This is a genomic window from Methylobacterium sp. J-030, assembly GCF_022829545.1.
Classification (GTDB): Bacteria; Pseudomonadota; Alphaproteobacteria; order Rhizobiales; family Beijerinckiaceae; genus Methylobacterium.
Genome location: NZ_JAKSYM010000198.1, coordinates 1 through 17,396, shown reverse-complemented (window position 1 = coordinate 17,396; position 17,396 = coordinate 1). Strand labels below are relative to the sequence as shown.

The 17,396-nt window shown below is 64.5% G+C and carries 21 protein-coding genes and 1 pseudogene; 10 read left to right on the top strand and 12 right to left on the bottom strand.

Annotated features, from left to right (window positions below; all coding sequences use genetic code 11):
* Positions 1-168: 168 nt before the first annotated feature.
* The 3 genes from MKK75_RS13020 to MKK75_RS13010 all read left to right on the top strand — a co-directional run bounded on the left by MKK75_RS13020 (position 169) and on the right by MKK75_RS13010 (position 3,376).
* Positions 169-699, top strand: a complete 531-nt coding sequence (locus tag MKK75_RS13020; RefSeq protein ID WP_244042979.1) for a conjugal transfer protein TraD — start codon at positions 169-171, stop codon at positions 697-699.
* Positions 696-2,720: a type IV secretory system conjugative DNA transfer family protein gene (locus MKK75_RS13015; RefSeq protein WP_244042978.1), complete on the top strand. Its 2,025-nt coding sequence runs from the start codon at positions 696-698 to the stop codon at positions 2,718-2,720. Before MKK75_RS13020 ends, MKK75_RS13015 begins: the two co-directional genes overlap by 4 nt.
* 62 nt (positions 2,721-2,782) lie before the next feature.
* Entirely contained in the window at positions 2,783-3,376 is a 594-nt protein-coding gene (locus MKK75_RS13010; protein WP_244042977.1) for a hypothetical protein, read from the top strand.
* 118 nt (positions 3,377-3,494) lie between these two features.
* Here MKK75_RS13010 and MKK75_RS13005 read toward each other — a convergent pair whose 3' ends face one another.
* From MKK75_RS13005 to MKK75_RS12980, 6 genes and pseudogenes are all read right to left on the bottom strand, one after another.
* Positions 3,495-3,683 (bottom strand): DUF2934 domain-containing protein, encoded by a 189-nt coding sequence (locus MKK75_RS13005; RefSeq protein WP_244042976.1) that lies wholly within the window; start codon positions 3,681-3,683, stop codon positions 3,495-3,497.
* Positions 3,684-3,718: 35 nt separating this feature from the next.
* Positions 3,719-4,474, bottom strand: a complete 756-nt coding sequence (locus MKK75_RS13000; RefSeq protein WP_244042975.1) for a sigma-70 family RNA polymerase sigma factor — start codon at positions 4,472-4,474, stop codon at positions 3,719-3,721.
* Positions 4,475-4,547: 73 nt separating this feature from the next.
* Positions 4,548-5,351: a GntR family transcriptional regulator gene (locus tag MKK75_RS12995; protein WP_244042974.1), complete on the bottom strand. Its 804-nt coding sequence runs from the start codon at positions 5,349-5,351 to the stop codon at positions 4,548-4,550.
* A gap of 560 nt (positions 5,352-5,911) precedes the next feature.
* Positions 5,912-6,172, bottom strand: coding sequence for a ribbon-helix-helix domain-containing protein (locus MKK75_RS12990; RefSeq protein ID WP_244042973.1), 261 nt, complete (start codon positions 6,170-6,172; stop codon positions 5,912-5,914).
* A gap of 66 nt (positions 6,173-6,238) precedes the next feature.
* Complete coding sequence (locus tag MKK75_RS12985) at positions 6,239-6,907, bottom strand: ParA family protein (RefSeq protein WP_244042972.1); 669 nt, start codon at positions 6,905-6,907, stop codon at positions 6,239-6,241.
* 448 nt (positions 6,908-7,355) lie between these two features.
* Positions 7,356-7,559: pseudogene (locus MKK75_RS12980) on the bottom strand (nickel/cobalt efflux protein RcnA); the annotation flags it as partial.
* Between the two features lie 595 nt (positions 7,560-8,154).
* Here MKK75_RS12980 and MKK75_RS12975 point away from each other — a divergent pair.
* Positions 8,155-8,367: a hypothetical protein gene (locus MKK75_RS12975; protein WP_243917822.1), complete on the top strand. Its 213-nt coding sequence runs from the start codon at positions 8,155-8,157 to the stop codon at positions 8,365-8,367.
* Between the two features lie 96 nt (positions 8,368-8,463).
* Complete coding sequence (locus MKK75_RS12970; RefSeq protein WP_244042971.1) at positions 8,464-8,700, top strand: DUF6894 family protein; 237 nt, start codon at positions 8,464-8,466, stop codon at positions 8,698-8,700.
* A gap of 122 nt (positions 8,701-8,822) precedes the next feature.
* Here the strand turns inward: MKK75_RS12970 and MKK75_RS12965 are convergent, their stop codons facing one another.
* From MKK75_RS12965 to MKK75_RS12955, 3 genes are all read right to left on the bottom strand, one after another.
* Positions 8,823-9,140 carry a heme utilization protein gene (locus MKK75_RS12965; protein WP_243917821.1) on the bottom strand — a complete coding sequence of 106 codons (318 nt, stop codon included), beginning with the start codon at positions 9,138-9,140 and terminating at the stop codon, positions 8,823-8,825.
* Between the two features lie 394 nt (positions 9,141-9,534).
* Entirely contained in the window at positions 9,535-9,900 is a 366-nt protein-coding gene (locus MKK75_RS12960; RefSeq protein ID WP_244042970.1) for a hypothetical protein, read from the bottom strand.
* 4 nt (positions 9,901-9,904) lie between these two features.
* The gene (locus MKK75_RS12955; protein ID WP_243972793.1) at positions 9,905-10,360 is read right to left on the bottom strand and encodes a hypothetical protein; all 456 of its coding nucleotides are present in this window, start codon (positions 10,358-10,360) and stop codon (positions 9,905-9,907) included.
* Positions 10,361-11,036: 676 nt separating this feature from the next.
* Between MKK75_RS12955 and MKK75_RS12950 the strand changes: the two genes are divergently transcribed.
* The 4 genes from MKK75_RS12950 to MKK75_RS12930 all read left to right on the top strand — a co-directional run bounded on the left by MKK75_RS12950 (position 11,037) and on the right by MKK75_RS12930 (position 14,593).
* Positions 11,037-11,264, top strand: a complete 228-nt coding sequence (locus MKK75_RS12950) for a hypothetical protein (protein ID WP_279593842.1) — start codon at positions 11,037-11,039, stop codon at positions 11,262-11,264.
* Entirely contained in the window at positions 11,224-11,790 is a 567-nt protein-coding gene (locus tag MKK75_RS12945) for a PRC-barrel domain-containing protein (protein WP_244042969.1), read from the top strand. The genes MKK75_RS12950 and MKK75_RS12945 overlap by 41 nt, the downstream gene beginning before the upstream one ends.
* Positions 11,791-13,604: 1,814 nt before the next feature.
* Positions 13,605-14,351 carry a Crp/Fnr family transcriptional regulator gene (locus MKK75_RS12935; protein WP_243917809.1) on the top strand — a complete coding sequence of 249 codons (747 nt, stop codon included), beginning with the start codon at positions 13,605-13,607 and terminating at the stop codon, positions 14,349-14,351.
* The gene (locus MKK75_RS12930; RefSeq protein WP_243964641.1) at positions 14,348-14,593 is read left to right on the top strand and encodes a hypothetical protein; all 246 of its coding nucleotides are present in this window, start codon (positions 14,348-14,350) and stop codon (positions 14,591-14,593) included. The genes MKK75_RS12935 and MKK75_RS12930 overlap by 4 nt, the downstream gene beginning before the upstream one ends.
* A gap of 590 nt (positions 14,594-15,183) precedes the next feature.
* On the opposite strand, the gene MKK75_RS12925 is transcribed toward MKK75_RS12930, so the two are convergent.
* Both MKK75_RS12925 and MKK75_RS12920 read right to left on the bottom strand, forming a co-directional pair.
* On the bottom strand, positions 15,184-15,456 hold the full coding sequence (locus MKK75_RS12925; protein WP_244042967.1) for a hypothetical protein: 273 nt from the start codon (positions 15,454-15,456) through the stop codon (positions 15,184-15,186).
* Positions 15,457-15,468: 12 nt separating this feature from the next.
* Positions 15,469-16,224, bottom strand: a complete 756-nt coding sequence (locus MKK75_RS12920; RefSeq protein ID WP_244042966.1) for a Crp/Fnr family transcriptional regulator — start codon at positions 16,222-16,224, stop codon at positions 15,469-15,471.
* A 185-nt stretch (positions 16,225-16,409) separates the two neighbouring features.
* Here MKK75_RS12920 and MKK75_RS12915 point away from each other — a divergent pair, with 185 nt between their 5' ends.
* A complete protein-coding gene (locus MKK75_RS12915) occupies positions 16,410-17,138 on the top strand; it encodes a Crp/Fnr family transcriptional regulator (RefSeq protein WP_244042965.1) in 729 nt (242 codons plus the stop codon).
* A gap of 24 nt (positions 17,139-17,162) precedes the next feature.
* On the opposite strand, the gene MKK75_RS12910 is transcribed toward MKK75_RS12915, so the two are convergent.
* Positions 17,163-17,396 (bottom strand): hypothetical protein (locus MKK75_RS12910; RefSeq protein ID WP_244042964.1); only part of this gene is annotated, 234 nt, incomplete at its 5' end.

Sequence of the window (17,396 nt, the reverse complement as noted above, 5' to 3'; positions counted from 1 at the left end):
GCGTCTGCCTGTCCTGGCTCCGGCTGCGCCTCCGCCCCGGCAGAACCCGCTTCGCGGTCCCTCACGCCGCAAGCTCCGCGGTTGTGTCGAAACGGAATTGCGGAGAGCATTCCACGGCAACGCTTTTTTAACCGATTCGCGGCCCCCGGCCCGCGTCATGGAGAACCTATGCCTCGCACCACCTTGGCCGAGCGTCAGGAGCGGCTCGCGCAGCAGCGCGCCCGCCTGTCCCTCGAAGAAAACCAGCTCCGTGAAGCGGAGCGCAAGGCCCGCACCCGCCGCCTGATCGAAGCCGGCGGCCTCGTCGACAAGGCTGGGCTCCTCGGCCTGGAGACCAACACCCTCTACGGCGGCCTGCTCGGGCTTGCACAGGCGAGCGCCGACCCCGACCGCCTGGCCCGCTGGCGCGTCGCGGGCGGCGAGGCGTTCGACCGCGAGGCCAGAGCCCGCGCGGCCAGGCGCGAGCCCCTGGTCGTCACCGCCGCGCAAGCCTTGCCGGTTGCGGCCACGACCCGCCTGCGCAGGCTGGGCTTCCGCTGGTCCAAGATCTTCCGCCACTGGGAGGGACTCGCGCTCTACGACGAGGCCAAGGCGCTCGCCGACGAGGTCGGCGCCAGCTTGAGCCGGGTCGCGCCCCCGGTGCCGGAGGACGTGTCGTCCGACACCGGCTCGCTCGACAACGCGGAGGAGCGGGCATGAGCGCGCTGTCCATCGCATCCCGACTGCTGCCCGCTCCGCTGGCGCTCGCCGCCTGGCTCTGGGGTGGGATCGTGTGGGAGTGGCTGTTCGCTCAAGCCGCTCTGAACAGCGTGCCCCTCGGCCTGCGCGGTGGCGAAGCCCTGTTCCGCCTGGTCGACCCGTTCGTGGTCGTGGCCTTCTGCATCTGGGCGCACAGACAGGCGGCCCTGCGCCGATCCGCCGTCTTCGCCGCCCTGTTCGGCACCGTGGTCGCCATCGGCCTGACCATCTGGCCCGAGTGGCAGCGCCTCGCGGTCTATTGCGCCACCATGCCGCCCGGCGCCGTCCTTAGGATGGCCGGCGGCGCCGAGATCCTGGCCGCGATCCTCGGCCCGTTCGGGCTCTTGATCGCCCTGTGTCTGCTCGGTCCCGACCCGTTCGCCAAGGTCGCGCCAGCGGTCACGCGCGCGGCCTCGGACAACCACGGCCACGCCGATTGGGCGAGCATGGCGCAGGCGCGCCAGCGGTTCCCCGGGCCGGACCCGCGATACGGCGGCATCGTCGTCGGCGAGGCCTACCGCGTCGACCGGGATCCGGGGGCGACGGCGCCGTTCGACCCAGACGACCGAGGCACATGGGGCCGCGGCGGTACCGCACCGCTGCTGATCGATCCCTGTCGCACCGGCCCAAGCCACGCCATAGTCTTCGCCGGCTCGGGCGGCTTCAAGTCGACCGCAGTCGCGATCCCGACCCTGCTGACCTGGACCGGCAGCTGCGTCGTCCTCGACCCCTCGCGCGAGCTCGGCCCGATGCTGACCTCGGCGCGCCTGGCCATGGGGCACCGGGTCGTCACCCTCGATCCGACCGATCCGGCGAGCGGGTCGATCGACGTGCTGGCAGCCATCGATCCGGCCAGCCCCGCCGCGAACGCGCAGGTCGAGATGATCACCGCCCTGCTCTGCGGCGACCCGCCGCCCGAGCGGGCGAGCAGCGGCGCCTCGGCCGTGTTCCAGGATCTGAGCAAGACCCTGGTTGCCTGCCTGCTCGCCGACATGATCTGGGATCCGGCCCTGTCGCCGGGGGAGCGGACCCTGCGGACGCTACGCCAGCGCGTGGTCACGCCGGAGGCGCAGATGCGCGACCTGCTAGCCGGCATCCACGACGCCTCGGCGTCGTCCAAGGCGCGCGATCTCGCCGGCACGCTGATGGGCCTCGTCGACGAAACTTTTTCCGGGGCCTACGCCAATGCCGCCCGCGACACGCGCTGGCTGTCGGACCCGACCTACGCCGCCCTGGTCTCGGGCGGCGGCATCGACATGCGCCAACTGCGCGACGGCCGGGTCACGATCTTCGTCCAGATCCCGCTCGACGCCCTTCGGGCGACGCCTGGCCTCGCGCGCGTGGTCATCGGCAGCCTGCTCGACGCGGTCTACCGCGCGGACGGCGCGGTCGAGGGCCGAACCCTGTTCCTGCTCGACGAGGTGGCGCAGCTCGGGCGCATGCGCATCCTGGAGACCGCCCGCGACGCCGGCAGAAAGTACAAAATCACGATGCTCCTGCTCTACCAGGCGCTCGGCCAGGTCTCCGAACAGTGGGGGATGTCAGGAAAAAATGCCTGGTACGCCTCGACCTCGTGGCGGGCGTACGCGGCGGTGCAGGATCCGGAGACCGCCGAGGAGGTCTCGCGCCTGTGCGGCGGCTTCGGCGTCGAGGCCACGAGCCGGGGCGAGAGCCGCGGCACGTCGGGTCAGGCGGGCGGTGGCGGCTCGACCTCAACCGGGCACAGCGAGACACGCGCGGAGCTGCGGCGAGCCCTAATCGAGCCCGCCGAGCTCCTGCAGGACGCCCGCACCGACGAGGTGTTCGTGTTCGTCGGCAACGCCCGGCCACTGCGCTGCGGTCGCGCCCTGTACTTCCGGCGCCGCGAGATGATCGCCCGCGTCGCCGCAAACCGGTTCCGATCCGCCGCGCCGGTCCAGGCCCCGCCGGGGCGGACGGCGCGGACCGGGCCGAACACGCCACGCCTTCCCGCCGCCGAGTGACCCCGATCCGTCAAGCCCGCCGCACCCTGCATCGCGCAGGCCCCTCTCAGAAAGCCACAGCCATGCCGCCGATCATGCACCCGATCTTCGCCCTCTCGAACCCCGCGCGTCTGCGCGCCATCCACGACGACGTCGCTCTGAGCGTCTGTCTGCACGAGGGCGGTCACGCCTGGGTGGCGCGAGAACTCGGGGCTCCCTACACGACGCTCCACCTCCCCGACCTGAACGGCCCGACCCGGACCGTCGAGGCCGCGCCGGCCAACGATACTGAGTTGCCGGCCGTGCTGGTCAACGCCGCCGGTCTCAGCCGAAACGACAGGATCTGCGTCCTGCTCGGCGGCTATGCCGGTGAGCTGTGCCTGTACGACCGCGACTACATCGCGCGAAGCGGCACGTTCTTCACACGCCTCAGCCACAGCGGCGACGATGCCGCCGGCATCGCCCGGACCCTCGGCCTGCCCGAACCCGTCACGATCCCGGCGGTCGAGAAGATGCTGGTCGCCGCGCTGAAGGGCGCTCGCAACAAGCCGTACACCCTCCTGACGCGCGATCTCGCCGGGTTCCGTCGGTGGGTCTCGCGGCTGCACGCCGCCTGGGCGCGCGAGGGCTTCCGCGGCATGGGCCTGCGCGCCGACCTGCTGCCCGACGCCGCCTGATCCGAGCCCACAGGATCGCGCGCCGCGGCGTTCGTGAACGCCAACGCGTCGGGGCTGCAGCGACCTTCGGCTCCCGCGCGCCGTCGCGTCGGCCGCGGGGTCAGAGGCGCACGCCGCTTCAGGTGATCGATGCCGCGTAGGCGGTCGCGCAATCTTCCGAACCCAGGTCACGCTCAAACCGCGCCCGCCGCTCCGCCCTCAGCCCGCGCTCGGCCATGAACCAGAACTCTAGCTCGTAGCCGTCGGGCCGGTGATGCCGATCCCACAGGTCGTAGGCGCGCTCCCGGATTTCGTCCTGCGGTATCATGGATCCCGCCGCGGGAGATCGGCACGGATTGCAGCTCACCGGCGGGCCTCACCGGATTGGCCGAGGGCGGAGAGCATCACGGTATCAGTGCCGACTTCGGCCCCGGTGTAGCCGAGCGCCCGCGCGAGCTGCTCGCGCGCGCGTGAGACCTGGCTCTTCACGGTACCGACCCGGCAGCCCATGACGGCGGCGGCTTCCTCATAGGACAGGTCCGAGAAGGTCACGAGCATCAGCGCCGCTCGCATGGTCGCTGGCAGGCGGTCGAGGGCGGCCTGCAGGTCCTGTAGGTCGAGGCGCCCCATCTGGTCGGGCGGAGCGATCAGGCGCGCGGCATCGGCGCCGTCGTCGTCCTGGACGTCACAGCGTTTGCGCCAGACGGTGTTGAAGTGGTTGCGCAGGATGGTGAAGGTCCAAGCTTCGAATTTGGTGCCGGGCTTGAAGCGCGCCCGGTTCCTCCAGGCGCGCAGCAGGGTCTCCTGCACGAGATCGTCGGCCGCGCTCGCGTCGCGCGCGAGCGACAGGGCGAACCGGCGCAGCGCCGGCAGGAGCAGCCCCTGGAACGCGGTGTCGTTGCGGTCGCGCGCGTCGCCGAGGGCCGCATCGAGCCTGCCCAGGAGATCGGCGATGCGGTCCGTGGCGCTCAGACCGGTCTGATCCTGTGCGTAGACGGCCGCGAGGAGAGACCCGAGATGCTTCCAGATTTGCTCGGATATGGCGCGCTCGAATCCACCTGGACCGCTCTCGGCGGACTGAGGCCGCGCGGCGTCGTCCGGGCTCGTCGTGAGAGCCACCGCGAATCGTGCACCATCGTCCGAGCATCGTCCGTTCGATAAAGCGGTCGGCTTCATGCCCTCGTGGCATAGCTCAGCCCGTGCGACCACCCACGCGGATTCTCACGTGATCACGCTGGTCGAGGTCGCCCGCTGCCCCTCGGCAGCTTTTTTCTGGTTCTGTTTTCCCCGATTCTGACAGGATGAGAACTTCAGTAGGCGTGCGCTGCGCGGATTTGCACCCTCCCTCCTCGTCCGCATGGGGCCGCTTGGGCACCTGACTCTTGCGAGCAAGCCGCAGCCAGGCGAGCCATTCGGACGCAATGATCCGGACGATGTTGGTGTCGTTGCGGAAGCCGGTCACGCGCCGCTCCTCGACGGTGATCAGCCCCAACCGGGCCGCTTCACGGATGGCGTTGCGCACGGTGGTCTCGGCGACACCGACAATGGCAGCGAGCTGCCCGACGGCCAACCGGCAATCCTTCCGGCGTACGGTCTCGGCCGCGACCAGGGCGAGCACCGCCTGCTCGGCCAACGTGAACCGCGCGGCCAACCCCGGCGGGAGCCGTCCCGAGGCGGCCCACCGGCGGCGGCGGCCCAGCGAGGCGTCCGTGCGCGGCCGCGAGCCGACGCCGAGTCTTCTAGCGCTGCTTTGGCGATTTTGAGGGGTATGCCGCTTGGTATGGGCTTGAGCCTCACCCGATGTCGCATGCGCGGCGCGCGGCATCCGGCGCAAAGCAGGTGCATCCGTGCGCGCCTCGATCAGCCTGGACAGCGCCTCGGCTTCGGCTTCCGAGACCTGTCCATCCCCGAACGCGCGCCACAGCAGCGCCGTCACTTGAGGCAGGGTGATTCGGTCGGCCGCCTCGATCGCGCGGCGGATCTCATCTGCAAACACGTGTCTCAGCCCTTTCCACAGGGCCACAGGGGGACAATCGGCGGCGCATGCTGTGCGCTCCGTTCAAGACAAGCCGGTATCGTTGTCGGAACTGGGGTTCCGACTTGACGCCCGAGGGCGGTTCATGGCTTGTGGGGGATGCAAATGGGCCCCACAGGCCATCTCGATTTCGAAGGCCTCACCCTGCCAGGGGTGGGGCCTTTGGCTTTTCAGGGTCCTACTGCGGCGGTTGGTGCTCCTGGTGGTGTGCCGGCCGGCGACTCGCATGAAGCGATGCGTAGCCGGACATGGCATGTCGGCCGGGCGACGCCGTTAAGTCAACGTTGCGGATTAAATCAGCGACCCCATGACTGAGCCCCGGTCGCCAGCCTACGCAGCGCCGGCTTCATCAGCAGCCAGGATATCGTCGCGGTAATCGGCGCCCGTCTCCAGGTACGCCACGCAGCGGCCACGACAACATCGTGCGCCGGCTCCTCCAGACGCAAGTGTGACCTCCTGACAGGCTTACTTACCTACCAAACTACGAGATTACGGTATTACCGCATCACAGTATTACTTTCTCACTGTCTTGCGATTTGGTCGTAGCCGTACTTCGCGAACACAAGGTCCATCCCCTCCTCCAAGAGTGCCTGGACCGTGGTGTCCCGATCGGCCGCCATGCGCTTCAGCTGGCGATAGGCTTCGGTGGGTGCCCAGGCGGTGAACGCCCGCTTGCCCTCACGATACGATGGCTTGGGGGCCTTCGCGGGCTTCTCGACGACATCCTGGTTCTTTGGCTGAGCCGCGGCTGGAGTGGGATCCGGGCGCTCCTCTCGATCCATGAGGGCGCCGAGAGAGAGTGTTTTTCTTGCCATATTACGCCCTTACCATCTCACCGGACTGCTTTGCTACTGGCTGACTGGCTGACTGGCTTTTAGCCCAAGCTCGCGACGGACCCAGGTCCAGAGCGAACGAAACTCCTCAACCGATTTCTCTTCGGCGCGGCTGAGACCCTCAAGCTCCAGGACGGTCTCTCCAGCGATCCACGAGGATGGGATCGCATCCTTAAGATGAATGGCGCCCATCCAAACCGGGACCTTCAGCTTGTTGAGCAGGCTGTACGCCTCCGCTTTCGGGCGAGGGGTGTTCCAGGGACACTGTGAGAGCACGACGTGGTGCGGAATTTTGTGCAGCCGAAGCATGTCGATCGTCGCCGGGACCGCCTTCAAATCCTCGGGCGTCGGCTTCATCGGGATGAGGACCAAATCACACCTCATCGCGGCGTTCGTGGCGATCGGCGAGTGCTGGCCCTGAGTGTCCACGACCAGGAGGTCAGCCCCGGCCGCCTCGATCCGCTCGAACGCCTTTGCGATCCTGTCGGGGTTGGTGGAATATTCCGTGACGACGTGGGGCTCCTGCCCGTTCCGGCGCTCCGCCCAGTCCTGAAGCGTGCCCTGCGGATCCGTGTCAAGGACGACTGTTGCGAAGTCCTCCTGGTGAGCGGCTACCGCGAGGTGGCGAACGAGCGTGGACTTACCCGCCCCCCCCTTAGCCATGACCACACCGACTTTCTTCATTGACGTATTACTTTCTTGCGGTATCACTGGTTTGCCAGCAGACCGGGTTACTGGCTCACTAGGTAACAAGCCTACTTCATTACGGGCTTGAGGTTCAGCGTTAGATGGTTACCAGATCATTAAGTGATGCGCGCGGGGACTTAGGCTTGCATCGCCTTCAGTTCAAATCCGTCACGGGTAGTCCAAGCGTCACGGTCGGTGCCCAGAGGCGGTCATTCGCGTAAGGGCACGCTACGGAACGTCGGTGTGTAGATCGGCGTTGAAGCGGGGCCCCAGCTAAAACCAAGATAGCGTATTGATATTATTGGCAGAAGCAAAAGAGGAGCGGGATCTCGGTCGGCGCCGATTGGGACCCCGCCTCTAAATGGAAATCTTTTGTTTGTTGAGGACGTTACCGTCCTTCAGGAAGGAGTCCCGGATCGGCGCTTATCTGCAGCCATTCGCAAAATCAGGCGCGTTGCACAGCGAGTGCCTCGGCAGCGTGGCCAACCGGGCCGTGTTGGATACCCTGGTAGCCGAGCCAACCGGTGTAGAGGCCGATGAGAACGATCAGACCTGCGGAGGCGTAGGGGGCCAGCTGCGCGAAGCTGCTGAACCCGGACCAGCGGCTGGCGATGTGCTTGACGCTCAACGCCGCAATCACGCCCGCCGAGGGCCGAGAGCAGCCCTGGCGAGCCGACGATCACTATCATTCAGTTGAACGCCCTGATGCAGGCCCTGCGCGCTGCCGGCGCCAGCTTCTCAGAAGCCGATCCTGACCATAGCTCTGGAGAGGGACGGTCCTGAGCTTTGGTCATGCCGAGCGTCTGGAGCTATAGCGAGGGTCAGGGCTTAGAATGCCGCTAGCGCCAAACGCGCCACTCAATGACTGCGGATGGTGGGTGGATACGCTCTGGATGCAGCAGTGCCCGCGATCCGACGCACCCTAGCGATGATCCGGCAAGAAGCTTCTTCCGCTCCCTGACGCTCCGCGTCCATCTCCAGTTCAAGCAAGCGATTGAACAAAAGCGCGTCCTGCGTGCTGGCCATTGTCGACTGATCCTCGGAGAGGATAATGACGAGCTTTCGCATAAAGCGACATGTTATCGACGGCGACCACGCGGCCATTGGCGTGCCCCAACATTCAAGTATCAGCGTGAAAACAATAATCATAAATCTGATACCGGCGCCATCATTTGATGGAGTCGCATCGATATAATTATGCTCGCTTTGAGATGGTCAACTCTGACAGGAGCATGGATGCAGCCATGCCGAATGACCTGCCGCAAGGCCGAGTCACTTTTCGTGGCCGCGGACTGGCCTTTATCTCCGGCACACGAATTGTCGTAAAAATCTGTCCGCTTTGTTCGCAATGGAATGCACCAAAGGCGGCGGAGAACGGCCACTGCGGCTGGTGTGCCTACGTTCCATCGTACTTGGACGTGGAGCCGGTTGCTGTCGCACGGATCGGCATGATCTGATGCCGAGTTGCGCATCCTTGAGAGCAAGGTAAGCCAATCGATGGCCCGGCACGATTAGTGCTTTAGGTCCATATGCCGCCGGCACATCTAAATTGTATGCCGTTGTATTTCTTCCACGTCCGCGATGGGGACCGACTGATTGAAGACGTGGATGGCAGTTATTTGCCGAGCTTGGCAGCAGCATGCGCCGACGCTTCTGCTTCTGCCCGTCACGTGCTCGCAAAGGGCCGATCGCTCGGCGAGGTGCTGGATGGACGATGCTTTCAGATCAGCGACAGCACCGGGTTGATCCTCGCCGTGATGCCCTTCAAGGAAGCGATCATCCCGAGGTAAATATCCCGGCAGGATAGCCACTGGCGCACGGGTATCGAGCGGCCCCGACCCACGGTGGGCAAGGTCCTTCTCGCCGCATAGCCTACCGACGTCAGGAACCATGCCTTCGCGCCTTGAATACCCTAACTTGAACGCTTGGCGCTCCAACTGCCGGTGCATTCGACCAGTCCGCCGGACGTGCGCCATGTGCCGCTGCCGTCGCCCTTGGCGTCGAGGCTGCCGGAGATCGGGACCTTGTTGGCGCCGCTGGTGATCGTGGCGTGCACGGAGCCGCTCGCAGACACGCCGCCGTCGATATCGACCTCCTCACCGGGGATCGAGGCATCGCTATCCTTGATCTGCACGTGATAGCTCGTGCTCGCCGAACAGGGGCCTTGAGCCGTGGTGGCGACGATGGTCCAAGAGCCATCGTACTGGTTCGGCACCCGGACTTTTTTCATGGCGGCACCAGCCGAGCAGAGAGCGCCAGCCGTCAGGCCAGTTGCGAGGATCAAGACAGGAATACGGGCCACGGACAGCTCCGACGGTTGCGCCGTCGGGACTGACTTCGCGCTCTGAAAACAATAGCATCGCACAAACAGTTTCCGGATCTCGGCGCCTTCACCGCTTCTCAGGCGATTTCCCTCGGCAGTCTAATCTGATGCGAGCGGGGCAGTCCGACGATCGAGCAGACGCCGGCGCATACGGGGTCCAATTCGACTCTGGTCCAGCACAGCGTTGGCGGTCAGCTCGGCGGCAAGATCCCGCATCACTGGGAGCGCGCAGGTCTGCGCGTGCTGATCTCGATGCCGATGACCCAGCTGCTGCCGATGAACGGGACCGGATCGGGCTCCCTCAGCCCCACAGAGCGCTGAAGGTTCGCTCGAAGTCTCCGACCAAAGTCCGGTTGCAGAAACGGTGCAGGACGGGACCGTCCGTCGTTCCCTCGCGCATCTCGATCGACTCGGTATTCTGGTCGTAGGAGAAGGTCAGATGGCGACCGCCGAGGGTGGTCGACAGGATGGCGTTGGTACCCATCTCGTCCTGGATCATCTCAGTCGATCCCGGCGCGCCGCGCCACATGATCCCGCCGAGCAGCGCCAAGGTGACCGCCTTCATCTGCAAGGCCTCACCTTCGGATTGCGCGATGACGCTCACCGCGTACCGCCGCACGGCGTCGAGGTCGGTCGTCTCGGACCTGACGGGAGCGAACTGAGGCATCGGCTTATTCCCGTCTCGTCGTGATGTCCGTGGCACCGGTCGAGGTGGCGGAATAGCCGCCCCACCCCTCTGTCGAGACCGGCGACGTGCCGCCCCACCCCTCGGCGCGCCACGTCGCGAGGCGCAGCGTCGGGTCGACCGAGCCGTGGTCCTCCAGGATGCTCATGACGTGGTCCCGCTGGGCGTCCGCGACCACCAGGTCCAGCATCGCCGCGCCCTGCCTCAGCCTCGCGCAGCAGGCGTCCAATGCCTCCCGGGGCAGGCCCATCGTCCCGAGCCTATCCCGGAGGCCGGGGCCGTCGGGAAGCGCCGCCGTCGCCTCGACGCGTCCGGGTTCCGGATCAGCGGAGCCGACGACGAGCCGGATCGCCCGCTCGGGAATGCCGGCCGCGACCAGCGTGGCCATCGCCGCCTGCGCCTTGCTGCGGCTCTCATACAGCGCGAGGATCCCGAGACTCATGGTCGGGTCTTCGCTCGTGGCAGGGGTGCCTCCGATCGGTCGGCCGCGCCGCCCTCGGATGCGATCTCCGCTCGCGCCGCGGCGATGAACGCGGCGCGCTGATCCGCGCTCAGAGCGAAGCAGGCACTCATCGCGGATCCCTCCATCGGGGAGGGATCTACCCACATCCGGTCGCCCGGACCGGTGTCGAGAAAGTTCTGCTGAGCTCGTTCAAGCACCGCAGCCTCGACTGGATCTTCGTTCGCCGTCTCAACCGCGGTCACGGGTTCAGTGCTCTGTCCCAGGCATGTTCGGACGTGGCGCGCCGCCATGATCCTTGATGAGATTGGAACGTTCCGGGTCGCCCTTCAAATTGGCGACCTGCTTCCGTGCGGCTAATGCGAGGACGCCGACTCCGCCTATCGTACCGAGCGCTAGAAATAGCAGAGAGATACCGCTGCCCATGGGCGAAGCCTTTCATCGAAAGAACCGCCGAAGGAAGGGCGACGGGGAGCATGATGCTACAGATCGAACTAAGCCCAGGGTCATAGGTTGCCATTTTAGATGATATCAGGGGTGCGGCGTCTTTTCTTAACATTTTTAGGGAGGATCAACGTGGTCTTAAGCCGCGTTAATCTAGGCACTCTCTACCACATCGCGGAGTTTTAACGTGTATAATCCCATCTTTTCATCGATAATGCTCGCGATTGAGTCGCGACGGGTCATCGAGTTGCGCATGGTACGCCTCGCTTGGGGTGGCCGTGAGGGCCGGGCCGAGATGCAGTCGATGGTGATCGAGAAGGTGCACGCCGCCGGTGAGGCGATGACGACGCTGATGCTCGGCGGCTCGTCCGAGACAGTCATCGCTCGCTACCGCGAGCACGTTGCCTTCAACACCAAGCGGCTATCAGCAGCCCGAGGCTGAAGTATTTAATTTCCACCATAAGGTCTCGCGAATATTTTTTAAATACCAGACTATATTTTTGATTTCGGTCCTTGGCCTTTCGGCAACATATCCATCGCTCGCTCAGGATAAGACGGCGATCGGCACCGATACAATACTTCCTGGCACGGGTCCAAGCTCCTCGACCGACGGAACGGGCGGCCAACTCAGGCAGGTCGCCAGGGCGGATGATGCAACGCGGCGCAGTAATCCCAAACCCATCACCTTCCTGACGTCACAGATGATCGGCACAGGGGTGCACAATCTGTCGGGACAGAGCGTCGGCAAGATGACTGACCTTCTGATCGGTGATGGGGGCGCCCTCAAGGCGGTGGTTCTAGATGTCGGAGGCGTCCTCGGCGTCGGCAGCCGCCGTATCGCGGTCGAGCCCTCAGCGCTGGTGCTGTATCTCGGTGGCGACCGGTTCTCGGCCATGCTCGTCATGGGCAAAGACACGATCGCGGCGGCTGCCACTTTCAAACCGGATCAGACAGTCAAGTCCGACTAGTGTCCACACCGTGCTTATTTTCGTCGGCTTGGTCGAAGAGAACCGAGCCGGCTGGATTATTGCGGGTTCTGATGGTCGGGAGCGGACCGGCGCGTGGCGTTGAGGCCGACCGGATCTTGTTTGAGCGAACTTCCGGATATCGGAATGGGCCGGGCCAGCAATGGGGTATCTCAGTATGGGAGTTCGTCGAGAAGGGCGCGGGCCGGTGAGCTGCCAGCTCTTCGCGCAAATCGGCAGCGCGAAGTCGCTGCTGGGTGTCACGATGCTGGTGACGGCACTGCCCGCGTGCAGGTTCACCGGTCTCGTGCAGTGACCTTCGGCCCAGAGTTCATCCCTGAGAACGGCGGGGTGCCGGGCTCCGCTTACGGCTCCAGAAAGATGGAACGCGGGGCGAGCATTGTCGGCCCGAAACCAAGCAAGGAGGTCTCGCCCCTAAAGCCCGGCACATCAATGGCTTAGGCTCAAATCGTGGGTCAGAGGGAATTATCCCTGCGGGCTGGCCAAGCAGCCACTTCCTTCCTGCGCCAGCCGCTTCCCGAGCGCCCCATCGGATAGACCCGCTAAGAAAGCAGGTCTGGAGACCTTGAGCGGCCATTGACATCAACCTGCGGCATTGCGCAGGAGACACCTATGTCAAAAAGCCTCCCTCAAGGCACGACCACCTTCGGTGGCCGCGGACTGGCGTTCGTCCACGGCACCCGCATTGTGATGAAGGTCTGCCCCACCTGCTCGCAGTGGAATGCCCCAAAGGCGGCTGATAGGGGCGTATGCGGCTGGTGCGCCTACATCCCCTCATGCGAGGACCTGGAGCCCGCCGTACAGTTCGAGCGTCCCTGATCTGCTCCACGGTGCGCCAATTCTCGGATAACAAGACTAACCCTAACGTCGTTGCGTCCCGTCTATCGCCGTGCGGAACGGCACCAAGCCCCGCCATCCGGTAATCAGATCACGTGACGGAACGGTCCACCCAGGGTCCGGCTCCGGACGCGGGTAGTTTCACTGACCGACAGCCGAGGTCCGGCCTACTCTTTCTAAGCCGGGTGACAAAACCTCAGATGCGCGTCCCATCGTCCTTCGGTGGCTTCCCACAGCGGAAGCGCTCAACCCGCCAATCGGCGTGAGAGCCCTGCCAATGGGCCATCTGAGGCTGGGCGACAGACATACACTGCTGGGGCGTCGTGACATCTTCGTCGAAGGCGTGAACGCGCATAATGCAGTGTGCCGGGTTCGAAACCATGCACGTTATGAAATAGAGACCATAAAGCATCGTCCGAAATCCTCAGTTCGGCAAAGCATTCTGGGATTTGTGCGTTTGCTTGGCTTTCCTCGTCACACCACGGAACGGATGATCCGCACAAAAAGGCCCCGCTACCCGAACCGGGCAACGGAGCCTGAGTGCGCTCGAGTTAGGAAAGGCCATGCGGGCGATGAAGGGGCAAGGAACGCTCGCGCGGCCATCTGCGCTCACATCATCGCGGCGACAGCCGGACACTCATGCCAGCAAACAAAAAGATCCATCTGATCAAAAGACGGGCGTTGGTCAGGTTTTGTCCTCAATCGCCTCGTGTAATCGAGGGTGCAAGCTTGGAATTTTGATCAAGGTCATGCCGATAGCCATGCCTTCGCCGCGCGATCGAAGCAAATGGACCCCGAAGCTGAGCATTGCGGGCGTATGATCGCTTCAAGAACATATCTTATGACAGAACTTCGAGGTAAAATCAGTCTATCGTAGGGATCATCATCGGTTGATCCGATACAGGCGCCGATGACTGGAAGAGCCGTGCGCTTCCGCCTGCGATGCGAGGTGGAGCAATATGAACGCAGCCCCCGACCAGCACGCCCCGGGCATGCTCATCCGCAAGCTGGAGAGCATCACCACCCTCTCGGACAAGGAACGTCAGGCCGTTCGGAGCTTGCCGATGAGGATCCACAACCTCGACGCTCGCCAGGACATCGTGCGCGACGGCGACCAGCCCACGCACTGCTGCCTCATCCTCGACGGATGGGCCTGCCGGTACAAGATGCTTAGCCAGGGCAAGCGCCAGATCCTATCGTTCCACATCGCAGGCGACATCCCGGATCTGCAGAGCCTACACATTCACACCATGGATCACAGCCTCGCCACGCTGACCAAAGCGGTTGTGGCCTTCATCCCGCACGAGAGCCTGCGGGAGCTGACGGCGTGCTACCCTGGCATCGCGTCGATCTTCTGGCGCGACACCCTGATCGATGCGGGCATCTTCCGCGAGTGGCTGATCAGCATGGGCCGCCGCTCGGCCTTCGAGCACGTCGCGCACCTGTTCTGCGAACTGTACCTGAAGCTGCAGGCGGTCGGCTTGGCCGGCAACTTCCGCTGTCCGCTGCCGATCACCCAGACCGATATTGCCGACGCGCTGGGGCTCACCTCCGTGCACGTCAACCGCGTGCTCCAGGAGATGCGCGGCCGGACCATGATCACGCTCCGGAGCCAGATGCTCGTGATCGAGGCGTGGGACGAACTTCTTCGGGTCTCGGAGTTTGACTCCACATACCTGCAGCTTGAGAAGCGGGCGGCCGGATGACCCTTCGCCTACAGCCCGTGCAGGTCGGAACGGGCAGCTACGATATCGAGGGCCAACTCGTCTTCGCCGATGCCTTCCTCGCGGCGGTGCTGGTGCGGCTCTCAGGATTTCACGAGGACATAGCCGGGATGTGGTTCTTGGAAGCGGGCTTCGGGCTGGTGAGCAGCGCGACCCCGCCCACCTTCGCCGACCTCGATGCCGCGCAGACCTGGATCGAGCAGCGGCTGGCGCACGCGGCCTGAGCCTACTGTATCCTTGAAAAGCACGCGTCATTTAGAGGCTGGCGGGCCAAATTATTCTGGTTCGCTAGACGACGTACCAAGGCCCTTCAGCCTGTCGACAATTCCGAGTGATCCCATCCAGCGAGCGCTAGCCAGCGACGCCGGTTATTCTGTCGCGCAGCACAGATTTCATTCTGGGAATGTTGATCCGGAAATTGGTTCTTGGATCAACGAGGAGCGACGTGGCTGTGTCTCTGTCTCTCGGAAGCATGCTTGTAGCAGCGGTCTGCGCCATCGCACTGACCATCGCCGTCCTCCCCTCTTTCGATCGCTTCTTTCGCTGGTGAGCTGATAAGTGGACACATCAGCGCTTCAACAGGTCAGGCTGAGTTAAATCTAATGGGAGGACGCCGCGATGGAATTCGTGGTCATGATTGCGGGCTTGCTGGGTGCCGGGGCGACAATGGTGTTCATGCTGCCGAAACTCGACTGGCTGTTCTCGTGGTGATTAGCGGTCCCGTGCTTGGGTTCGCTCGTGCTCCGACCCGATCGCACTCGTTCGGTGGCGTCATCCTCGGATCTGTAGGTCCGGCTGATAGCCTGCGGATAGATCACGCCGCCTTCAGATGCCGTCGCAGCCAGCGGCTCGCATCTTCCAGGGTGGGGAAGGCGGGAACCCTCTGCCCTTGCAGCCGGCCGAACCCCGCCTCCAGGAACCAGCTTCCGACATTGTCGTGCTCCGGCTCGGCGAGGCGCACCAGTACCGCCACGAGCAGGCCATTGGCGATCACCAGCATGCCTTCACGGTCGGGGCTGTTGGTGTCGACCGCAATCGGCTGAAGCTGCAGCACGAGCAGCGTCTCGACGTTGCCCCGCCCAGACATCGGCTAGCCCTCCTAGGCTCGACCGGGCCAGCTCAGGTCGCGGCGATCACCCCAGCGCGTGCTGCGCAGGTGCAGGTAGTTCGGTGTGAAGCTGCAGAAGGCCTTCAGGCGCTCGACGTCGAGGATGGTCAGCACCCGGCGCTTGAGGTGGATCAGGCCGAGGGCGCGAAGCTCGCGCAGCGTCCGGTTCACGTGCACGTCGGACAGACCCATCGTCTCGGCGATCTCGGTCTGCGTGAGTGGAAACGCGTAGCTGTTGTCGGTGACACGCCCGACCGCTTCCAAGCGCATGAGAAGCTCGCACAGAAGGTGGGAGATGCGCTGGTCCGGAGCGCGTGCTCCCATGTTGACCAGCCACTCGCGTAGGACGGCACCGTCGACCAGAGAGCACCACCAGAAAGCGCGCGCGATGCTCGGGTGATGGGCTGCGATGTCATCGATGGCTTGGCGCGGGATGTCCACGATTTGGCACGTCGAGATCGTGCCGATGGTGTGGTCCATCTCGTCGAGAATGAAGACGTTCAGGTCGCAGAAGTCGCCGGGCACCAGCAGAGCCATGATCTGGCGCTGGCCGTCCGGGAGCACCTTGTACCGGCATGCGAAGCCGTCGAGGATCAGGAGGACGTTGTCAGGCTTGTCGCCTTCCTGGATCAGATCCTGGCGTGCACCGACCTGCCGGACCTTGAGCGTCAGCCCGTTCAGAGCCCAGCGGGCTTGGTCGGAGAGTGGCTCGAAGCTTTCAAGCTTCCGCGTCAGCGCCTGCTGCATGGGGCCCACATCGCCGAGACTCGATGTCAGCCCATATGTCAGATATCTAACCAAATCTCCATCAAATGACCGATATCTTGCGCTCTTAGGAGATTAGGCTCAAAGACAGGCGAGGCGTCGCGCGCAGGCATGTCCAGGGGCTCCCGACTGAGGGCTCTTGGCCCCCGCTCCAAGTGAACGGGATCATGTCACAACCGACGCAGCATAGCTGCCTCAATCGCCTGCTTAGATCCCTGGATCCGGACGATTTCGGTCTGCTTCGCCCGCACCTCGAACTCGCGATCCTGTCGTTGGGTGATGTGCTGATCAAAGCCGATACCCCCATCACGCGGGTTGCCTTCGTCGAACGAGGCATCGTCTCGCTCGTCAGCATCGCGGCGGATGGCCAGCAGGTCGAGGTCGGGCTGGTCGGATGCGAGGGCATGGTCGGCGTGCCGATCCTGCTCGATGCCGAGCGGACGCCGGACGAGGCCCGGGTTCAGGCTATCGGGCTGGCGCAGGTCATGCGGGTGAGTGCCCTCTCCGAGGCGCTTCGGCACAGTTCGCGCCTGCACAATCAGCTGTTGCGGTATGCGCACATCCTCGGCGTGCAGGCCACGGCCACGGCCCTGGCCAACGGCCGCTACACTCTGGAGCCGCGTCTCGCCCGCTGGCTCCTCATGTGTCACGATCGGACCGAGGGTGACGAACTGCCGACGACGCACCGCTTTCTGTCGCTGATGCTGGGGGTCAATCGTCCGGGCCTGACGGGCGCGATCTCGGTCCTGGAGCGTTCCGGCGTGATCGGTAGGCAGCGCGGTACCCTGATCGTCCGCGATCGCGCGGCGCTGCTCGCTCTAGCTGGCCCCTCCTACGGCGCTCCCGAGGCCGAATACGAGCGCCTGATTACGGATCCGACGTCGGGTGGCCACTGAGAACCTTCTCAGTCCCATCCCAAGCTACGCGCTACCGCGCTTGCTGCTGAGGTGCCCCTCGATCCAATCTTGAGCCGCGTCCAAATTTGCGAACAGAGGTGCGCTCCTCACCGCGGTTAGCCCGAACCCGGCCTCCAGGAACCACATGCCGGCGAAGGCATCGTGCTGCTCGGAGAGGCGCACCAGAACCGCCACGAGGAACCCGTCCGCGAACACGAGCTGACCATCGGTGTCGTCGCTGCCGGTGGCGACATGCAC